Annotated in this window: 9 protein-coding genes and 2 pseudogenes (1 of these 11 running past the window's edge); 2 read left to right on the plus strand and 9 right to left on the minus strand. The window is 38.0% G+C overall.

Annotated features, from left to right (window positions below):
* Together ACFCYJ_RS11645 and ACFCYJ_RS11650 are read left to right on the plus strand one after the other, a co-directional pair.
* The coding region (locus ACFCYJ_RS11645) for a hypothetical protein (RefSeq protein WP_376074132.1) at nt 1-531 on the plus strand (531 nt) is incomplete at its 5' end.
* A 24-nt stretch (nt 532-555) separates the two neighbouring features.
* A pseudogene (locus ACFCYJ_RS11650) lies at nt 556-753 on the plus strand (tyrosine-type recombinase/integrase); the annotation flags it as partial.
* Between the two features lie 89 nt (nt 754-842).
* Here ACFCYJ_RS11650 and ACFCYJ_RS11655 read toward each other — a convergent pair.
* The 9 genes and pseudogenes from ACFCYJ_RS11655 to ACFCYJ_RS11695 form a co-directional block, all read right to left on the minus strand.
* On the minus strand, nt 843-2057 hold the full coding sequence (locus ACFCYJ_RS11655; RefSeq protein WP_376074133.1) for an ISL3 family transposase: 1215 nt from the start codon (nt 2055-2057) through the stop codon (nt 843-845).
* Nucleotides 2058-2230: 173 nt separating this feature from the next.
* Nucleotides 2231-2623: a 30S ribosomal protein S9 gene (rpsI, locus tag ACFCYJ_RS11660; RefSeq protein ID WP_376074134.1), complete on the minus strand. Its 393-nt coding sequence runs from the start codon at nt 2621-2623 to the stop codon at nt 2231-2233.
* 25 nt (nt 2624-2648) lie between these two features.
* A complete protein-coding gene (gene rplM / locus ACFCYJ_RS11665; RefSeq protein WP_376074135.1) occupies nt 2649-3086 on the minus strand; it encodes a 50S ribosomal protein L13 in 438 nt (145 codons plus the stop codon).
* Between the two features lie 350 nt (nt 3087-3436).
* Nucleotides 3437-4177, minus strand: a complete 741-nt coding sequence (gene truA / locus ACFCYJ_RS11670) for a tRNA pseudouridine(38-40) synthase TruA (protein ID WP_376074136.1) — start codon at nt 4175-4177, stop codon at nt 3437-3439.
* A 14-nt stretch (nt 4178-4191) separates the two neighbouring features.
* Nucleotides 4192-4989, minus strand: a complete 798-nt coding sequence (locus ACFCYJ_RS11675) for an energy-coupling factor transporter transmembrane component T family protein (protein WP_376074137.1) — start codon at nt 4987-4989, stop codon at nt 4192-4194.
* A complete protein-coding gene (locus ACFCYJ_RS11680; protein WP_376074138.1) occupies nt 4986-5858 on the minus strand; it encodes an energy-coupling factor ABC transporter ATP-binding protein in 873 nt (290 codons plus the stop codon). The genes ACFCYJ_RS11675 and ACFCYJ_RS11680 overlap by 4 nt, the downstream gene beginning before the upstream one ends.
* Nucleotides 5834-6679 (minus strand): energy-coupling factor ABC transporter ATP-binding protein, encoded by an 846-nt coding sequence (locus ACFCYJ_RS11685; RefSeq protein WP_376074139.1) that lies wholly within the window; start codon nt 6677-6679, stop codon nt 5834-5836. The genes ACFCYJ_RS11680 and ACFCYJ_RS11685 overlap by 25 nt, the downstream gene beginning before the upstream one ends.
* Before the next feature lie 514 nt (nt 6680-7193).
* On the minus strand, nt 7194-7574 hold the full coding sequence (gene rplQ / locus ACFCYJ_RS11690) for a 50S ribosomal protein L17 (protein WP_012296051.1): 381 nt from the start codon (nt 7572-7574) through the stop codon (nt 7194-7196).
* Nucleotides 7575-7630: 56 nt separating this feature from the next.
* A pseudogene (locus ACFCYJ_RS11695) lies at nt 7631-7802 on the minus strand (DNA-directed RNA polymerase subunit alpha); it runs 737 nt beyond the window's last position.

The following is a 7802-nucleotide window of genomic DNA, read 5'->3' on the forward strand; positions in this document are numbered from 1 at the left end:
TTACAAGCAACTGAACATCAATTATCAAAAGAAAATTTGTTTCTGCAAAATAATACCTTAGCTCAAGAAAAAGAAATCAGTAAGTTACAAAAAGAAAATGCTGCTCTACTAAATGAGCTAACAGATATAAAAAAACAAAATGTTATTTTAATTAATACAATCAATGAGTATAAATCAATCAATGATACCCTTTTAGCCAATACTAATGAAAATGCATTTGATTTTGATGAAATAATAAGTTTTTTATTAAAGAAAAAACTACTATTAGTAGGTGGAAATCCAAAATGGTATTCAAATCTTTCAAAGGTGCTACCAAATTTAAAGTATTTAAATCCAAATCAATTAAATAAGAATTTAAACTATATAACAAATTATGATGCCGTTTTCTTCCATTACACAGTAAATAATCATAGTATGTTTGATAAAGTACAACAAATTTTAAGAGTTAGTGAAACACCTCTTCACTATTGTGGAGAACACTCAAATCTTCAAATCAATCTAATTCATTTTCACTCGTGTCTAACTAAATGAATAACACTTAGTCCACACCATTTGGAACTACCAAACATCACTGTACACGCTTTACGTCATACACATGCTTCTTTACTCTTTGAAGCTGGTGTGACAATCAAGGTTGTTCAAGCTCGTCTAGGACATAGTGACATTAAAACAACAATGGATATCTATACCCATGTTACAAGTTCTGCAAAAGAAAGAGCAGCTAAAGCATTCGAGGATTTCATGAAGTTTTAATTCGTATAGTTTTTTCATAGTTAGCTCGTTTTCAAACAAAAAAAAACGGTTCTAAGTCAAATGTTGGGGTGGTGCATTCTTTTAGCGCGTTAACCCAGATGAACCCCGATATCTTTATACTTTAAATTTAATAAGATTTTTGCTCGAAAGTGATCGAAGCGTCGAAAGCCATATGCATTCCGTTTCATCACTTTTGTTTTATTATTAATGCCTTCCAAGAAGCCGTTGGAATAACCAAAACTAAAGCTATTTAAGATTTCTACTTGCCAGTTTTTAAATGTTTGAATTGCTTTTAAGAAAGCTGGTAATTTTGTCTCTTCTACTTTACGGTAAAAAGCTTGTAATCGCTTCTTCACTTCTACGACATCATTCTTTGTCTTTGCCCAATCAAACCATTCACAATAGGCTTCCTTTAATTCATGAGCTACTTTTAATGTTTCAGACATTTCTGTATAGCGCTGTAAGTACCACTGTTGTTTCGGTGATAATTTAGATGCACGTTTATAAAACACATGACGCATGCGTTTACACTTTGTGCGATTGTATTTGTCCCATTCTTTTTGTACTTGTCGGCGCACTTCATCCATTGCCCAATAGATATAACGGCTAAAATGAAAGCGATCTGCCACAATAACAGGTCGACCTAGTGCTTGACGAACAGCTGCTTTAAAACTTGGATTCATATCCATGACCACTATTTCAACATCTGCTCCATACTGACTTAAGTAATTTTTTATTGTTTCTTTTTTACGATTCGGTAAAATATCAATCGGCTCGTGCGTCTCCGCATTCGCAATTATTAGCTGATACGTACCTGCATCCGTATCGCCTTTATACTCATCAATCGCAATTGCTTTTGGTAAACGTACACCCTCTACTAATTGTTTATTTGCTACCTTTTTAAAACGGCGAATGACCGTCGTGGTTGATGTACCTAGTACTTCTGCAGCTTCTTTAAATGTTTTGGCTTTAATAGCCCGTACATTCACCACTTGATTCCATTCTTTTGAGTAGCGTTGATATTTATCTACGAAGGGGGATTTTTCAGAGAAACGCTTACCACAATTACAAACATAACGACGACGCTTATAGAAAAGAATAGTTAAACGTTCAAACCATTTTAAATGATTGATCTTCTGTATACGATAATCGTGAACTTTCGATGTTTCTTTTTTACAAACTGGACATTGATGCGTACATTTAGGCAATTGTACATACAATGCGATTCGATCGCCTACTTCTTCTACTTTCGTAATCTCTACATCTTTTAATCCTGGGATATTCATGTTAAAATTCATTTGCACAGTTCACCTTTCTATTACTTGTTTCTCGACAATTCAAGTATATATAAATCGGCGAATCTGTGCTTTTTTTATGCGCGGAATTGTGTGAATACCCCAACAAATATTATAGAACCAAAAAAACCCTGTCCCACGGAAGTGGGGCAGGGTTTGGAAACGTTGATATAACAACGATATTAACGTTTTGAGAACTGAGGTGCACGACGAGCGCCGCGTAGACCTGGTTTTTTACGTTCTTTCATGCGTGAATCACGAGTAAGTAATCCAGCAGATTTTAATGCAGCACGGAATTCTGGGTCTACTTGAAGTAGAGCACGAGCGATACCGTGACGTACTGCACCAGCTTGACCAGTGTATCCACCACCGTTAACGTTTACGTGGATGTCATAGCTTCCTGTAGTTTCAGTAGCTACTAATGGTTGTTTAATTACTTCACGTAATGCAGCGAATGGTACGTATTCTTCGATTTCACGTTTGTTGATAACAATTTTACCTGTACCTGGTACTAAACGTACGCGAGCTACAGAGCTTTTACGGCGACCAGTGCCGATGTATTGAACTTGTGCCAAAGTAATATCCTCCTCTTAATTTATATTATCCGCGAAGCTCGTATGCTTCTGGTTTTTGTGCAGCATGTGGGTGTTCTGTTCCAGTGTAAACGTTTAGTTTACCGAACATTTTACGACCTAAAGAGTTTTTAGGAAGCATCCCTTTGATTGCTAATTCGATCATTCTTGTTGGGTACTTGTCTAGCATTTCACCAGCAGTACGAGTTTTTAATCCACCTGAAAATTGAGTATGGTGACGGTAAAGTTTACCCTCTAATTTGTTACCAGTTAAATGGATTTTGTCAGCGTTGATGATGATTACGTGATCACCTGTGTCAACGTTTGGTGTGAATGTTGGTTTATGTTTACCACGTAAGATAGCAGCTACTTCAGAAGCTAAACGTCCAAGAGTTTGGCCTTCTGCATCAACTACTAGCCATTTACGGTCTACTTCGTGACCTTTAGCCATGAATGTTGTACGCATGTATATATCCTCCTAATCGATTCGATTACCGTTATTTTTCATTAAACTACACTATAAGTTTTCGGGGCTTATTTGTGGTGGTAATGAAAATACCATCTGTTATCATATAATGAATGACTTTTAAAGTCAAGCAATTTCAATAAACACCTGGAGAAGTTGTTCAGATTCATTTATTGGTTAAATTAGGGCTTTTATTAGCCTTCATTTTTTAAATATAATGTTATTTCGTGTCAAAAATTTTATAACATAATAATGGCTCATCACCAAAACGAGTGGTTGATTTCCGTTCCGACTTATATGCATGGCATACGTTCTAACAAATGGCATTTTAACTTTTGGTGGTGATTCTTTTAATAGAAGACTTTCTCAAGGTATAGACCTTGTGGCGGTGCAGTTTTACCCGCCTTATCGCGATTCATAGATTTAACGACTTGCTCCACGTTCTCCATGTCACGACGTCCTATACCAACTTCCCACAGCGTGCCTGCGATAATACGAACCATGTTATATAAGAAGCCATTTCCTTCGATCACCATATGTAACTCCTCACCATACCATTCAAATTGTAGTGTAGTCACTGTGCGCACCTTATCTTTGACACTTGTATTAGCTGCACAAAAGCATGAAAAATCATGTGTACCGATAATAGCCTTTGTTGCATCCTGCATTGCCTCAACATTTGGTTTCACACCATTTGTCTCTACAGTGTAATGTCTGCGAAATGGACTTTGTACAGGCTCACATGACCATATATATCGGTACCGCTTTCCTGTTACACTGTAGCGAGCATGAAAATCGGCTGCTACTTCTTCAATCGACATTACTCGAATATCTCTTGGCAGTTGAACATTTAATGCCTTCATGTATTTATCTACTGGAATCGCGAGTGGTGAATCAAAATGCAATGTTTGACCTGTTGCATGCACTCTTGCATCTGTACGTCCACTTGCTGTTACCTTTATCTTTTCCCCTTTATGCATAATGGCTAGAACACGTTCAAGCTCTGCCTGTACCGTACGCTCCCCAGGCTGTACTTGATAGCCAGAAAATTGCGTCCCATCATAACTTATAATTGCTTTTAATCGTCGCATAAAGCTTACTCCTTTTAACTTCTATAGAAGAATAGTAATACGGCCATTGCTACTAATAACATAAGTGCAAATGTATCACTCATATCCCATTTTAGCTTGCGATATCTCGTACGTCCTTCGCCACCACGGTAGCCTCTTACCTCCATAGCTGTTGCTAAATCTTCAGCTCGTTTAAAAGCACTTACAAAGAGAGGTACCAATAATGGCACAACCGCTTTAATACGATCCTTTATTGGTCCAGAAGATAAATCCGAACCACGTGCCATTTGTGCTTTCATAATTTTATCTGTTTCATCCATTAACGTTGGAATAAAACGCAATGAAATAGACATCATCAGAGCTAACTCATGTACAGGCACTTTTACCGCTTTTAATGGATTTAGCAGCACTTCAATGCCATCCGTAATGGAAATCGGTGACGTTGTAAGCGTTAAGATAGATGTCATAAACACTAGAACTAGAAAACGTATCGAAATAAATATCCCTTGTCGGATACCTTCTTCATAAATAGTGATAAACTTCCACTCAAATACTGGGGCGCCTTCTTTCGTCATAAATATATGAATTAAGAAGGTAAACGCCATTAAAAAAAGTACTGGCTTTAGACCATTAATTAAAAAATACAAACGAATACGTGACACTAGCACAATGAGTAAGGTAAAAGCTAATAGCAAAGCATATGTCACTGTGTTGTTTGCTAAAAAAACAATAATAATGAATGCAAACACAAATATAAGCTTTGATCGTGGATCGAGCTTATGAACTGGAGAATCCCCTGGAAGAAAGCGCCCAAATATCATTTTCTCCATCATGACTGTCCACGCTCCTCTCTTAGGACCCGAGCAATTTCAGTTGCTAGCTCTTCTTCGGTTAAACATATCTTCGAGAAGGATTTGTTTATCATTTTTTCGATTTTTTGTTGAAATCGTACGATACGAGGTGGTTCTAAGCGGAAATTCTTTAATGTCTCTACATCCTTGAAAATTTCTTGAGGTGTGCCACTTAGTACATTTTTCCCTTCATGCATAATGATAATACTATCTGCATAACGAGCTGCGTCCTCCATACTATGCGTAACGAGTATCGTTGTTAGGCCACGTTCCTTGTGTAGCTTATAAAACATATCCATAATTTCTTTCTGACCACGTGGATCAAGCCCTGCAGTTGGTTCATCTAAAACAATCACTTCAGGTTCCATCGCCAAAACGCCAGCAATTGCTACCCTGCGCATTTGTCCACCTGATAAATCAAAAGGTGATTTTTCAAGTACGTCCCCTGGTAAGCCTACTAAGCCTACTAGCTCCTTTGCTCGTGCTTCTGCCTCTTGCTCCGAAACACCAAAGTTCATAGGACCAAACATAATATCCTTTAATACAGTTTCTTCAAACAGCTGATGCTCCGGGAATTGAAACACAATACCAACCTTTTGACGTACAGCCTTTAAATCCTTGGCCTTTTTTCCAGCTACAACAATGCGATCTCCGATATGTACTTCTCCAGATGTTGGTTTTAGAAGTGCATTAAAATGTTGAAGAATTGTCGATTTACCGGAACCCGTATGTCCGATAATTGCCTGATACGTATGTGAAGGGATTTCAAAATCCACATCAAATAATGCACGTTTTTCAAAAGGTGTACCCTGTGCATAAGCATAGCTTACTTGTTGAAGTTTGATGTCCATAAATCATTCACCAACTCTTCTTCTGTCATATGTTGTCCCATTAATGGAACACCTTCCTTTTGCAATAACTTTGATAACTTCATGGCAAATGGCAAGTCTAACCCGAACTCAACTAGCTTGTCCCCAAGTGTAAAAATTTCAGCAGGTGTACCCTCAGCAAATTTCTTTCCGTCATTCATAAAGAGAACACGATCTGCAAGCATGGCTTCCTCTAAATCATGCGTAATAGATAGTACCGTTAACCCTGTTTCAGCACGTAAAGTTTGAACTGTTTGTAACACTTCAACACGTCCTTGTGGATCTAGCATAGAAGTAGCTTCATCAAGAATAAGGAGCTTGGGTTTCAACGCAAGTGCGCCTGCAATAGCAACACGCTGCTTTTGCCCACCCGATAAATGATGTGGCTCATGATCTAAAAAATCACCCATTTTTACTTGATCGAGTGCTGCATGTACACGTTCTACCATCTCTTCAAACGGTACTCCGTTATTTTCAAGAGCGAAAGCAACATCATCCTGCACTGTCGCACCAACAAATTGATTGTCTGGATTTTGAAAAACCATGCCTATTTGTGAACGGCTTTCCCACAGGTTTTCTTCACTCAATGGTTGACGTAAAATACGGACATCACCTTGCTGTGGGTAAAGCAATCCATTCATTAGCTTTGCAATAGTGGATTTACCGGAACCGTTATGGCCAACAATGGCAATCCATTCCCCTTCCTGTACCGCAAAGCTTACATTCTCGACAGCATTGCGACTTTCTTTTTCTTCTGGTGTATATGAAAATGTCACATTATTTAATGATAAAATTTCTGGCATTTCTAGAACTCCTCTCTACATGCTCAGCTCTACTAACTAACTTACACTTTTTTATGTATGAATTCTACTACAATCAGTATGTCGATAAAAGAAAAGTGCTAAAATCACTTGCCATTCTTTTGTCTGTCTCATATAAGCCTAACTATAATTTATAGGCCATCTTTTAAGAATATATCAAATATTGGAACGAGACACCCTATACTCCCCCAACTTACTACCATTAAAAAATCAGCCTATAAAAAAAAGCACCATTAAATTGGCGCTATCTCTTACTTCCCTAAAAAATAAAAAAGCGCGCACCTCATTCGATAGAAATGCGCTAGTCGTTACATTTTCAAGAAACGCGGGTGCTCAAGCCCTTGTTCCCTCTGAATGAGGTGCGGAGAGCTAAACGAGACGCCACACAACAGTGTCCGCTCATCATAACGCTCAGCTTAATTATTTGTCGTATAAATCGTTAATAAAGAAAGAGGGTGGTGATTCCACCCTCTTCACCACTTGTCTTCTCTTATGATTAAACTAATTCAATCACAACAACAGGTGCACCGTCACCACGACGAGGACCTACTTTAAGAATACGAGTGTAACCACCTTGACGCTCTGCATAACGTGGTGCAACATCATCAAATAACTTTTGAAGTGCAAATGAAGTTGTTTCGTTACCTTCTGCATCAGTAGTTGTTACTAGTTCACGACGGATGAATGCAGCAGCTTGACGGCGTGCATGTAAATCACCGCGTTTACCTAAAGTAATCATTTTTTCAACAGCTTTACGTACTTCTTTAGCGCGAGCTTCAGTAGTTTCGATACGCTCGTTGATGATTAAATCAGTAGCTAAGTCACGTAACATCGCTTTACGTTGAGAACTTGTACGACCAAGTTTTCTGTAACCCATGGATGTTTCCCTCCTTTATAAAAAATATCTGATCTTGTAAGTTTTGTTTAAATCGCTTAGTCTTCTTTGCGTAACCCTAAACCAAGCTCTTCTAACTTCGCTTTTACTTCTTCAAGTGACTTACGTCCAAGGTTACGAACTTTCATCATGTCGTCTTCTGACTTATTCGCAAGTTCTAGTACTGTATTAATACCAGCGCGTTTTAAGCAGTTATAAGAACGAACAGAA

Source organism: Lysinibacillus sp. NPDC056232 (assembly GCF_042267565.1).
In the GTDB taxonomy this organism is placed as follows: Bacteria; Bacillota; Bacilli; order Bacillales_A; family Planococcaceae; genus Lysinibacillus.

What these genes read in the sequence shown, in the direction of transcription:
- rplQ (WP_012296051.1), bottom strand. Translation starts at nt 7,574, where the DNA reads ATGGGTTACAGAAAACTTGGTCGTACAAGTTCTCAACGTAAAGCGATG.
- truA (WP_376074136.1), bottom strand. Translation starts at nt 4,177, where the DNA reads ATGCGACGATTAAAAGCAATTATAAGTTATGATGGGACGCAATTTTCT.
- ACFCYJ_RS11685 (WP_376074139.1), bottom strand. Translation starts at nt 6,679, where the DNA reads ATGCCAGAAATTTTATCATTAAATAATGTGACATTTTCATATACACCA.
- ACFCYJ_RS11680 (WP_376074138.1), bottom strand. Translation starts at nt 5,858, where the DNA reads ATGGACATCAAACTTCAACAAGTAAGCTATGCTTATGCACAGGGTACA.
- ACFCYJ_RS11675 (WP_376074137.1), bottom strand. Translation starts at nt 4,989, where the DNA reads ATGATGGAGAAAATGATATTTGGGCGCTTTCTTCCAGGGGATTCTCCA.
- rplM (WP_376074135.1), bottom strand. Translation starts at nt 3,086, where the DNA reads ATGCGTACAACATTCATGGCTAAAGGTCACGAAGTAGACCGTAAATGG.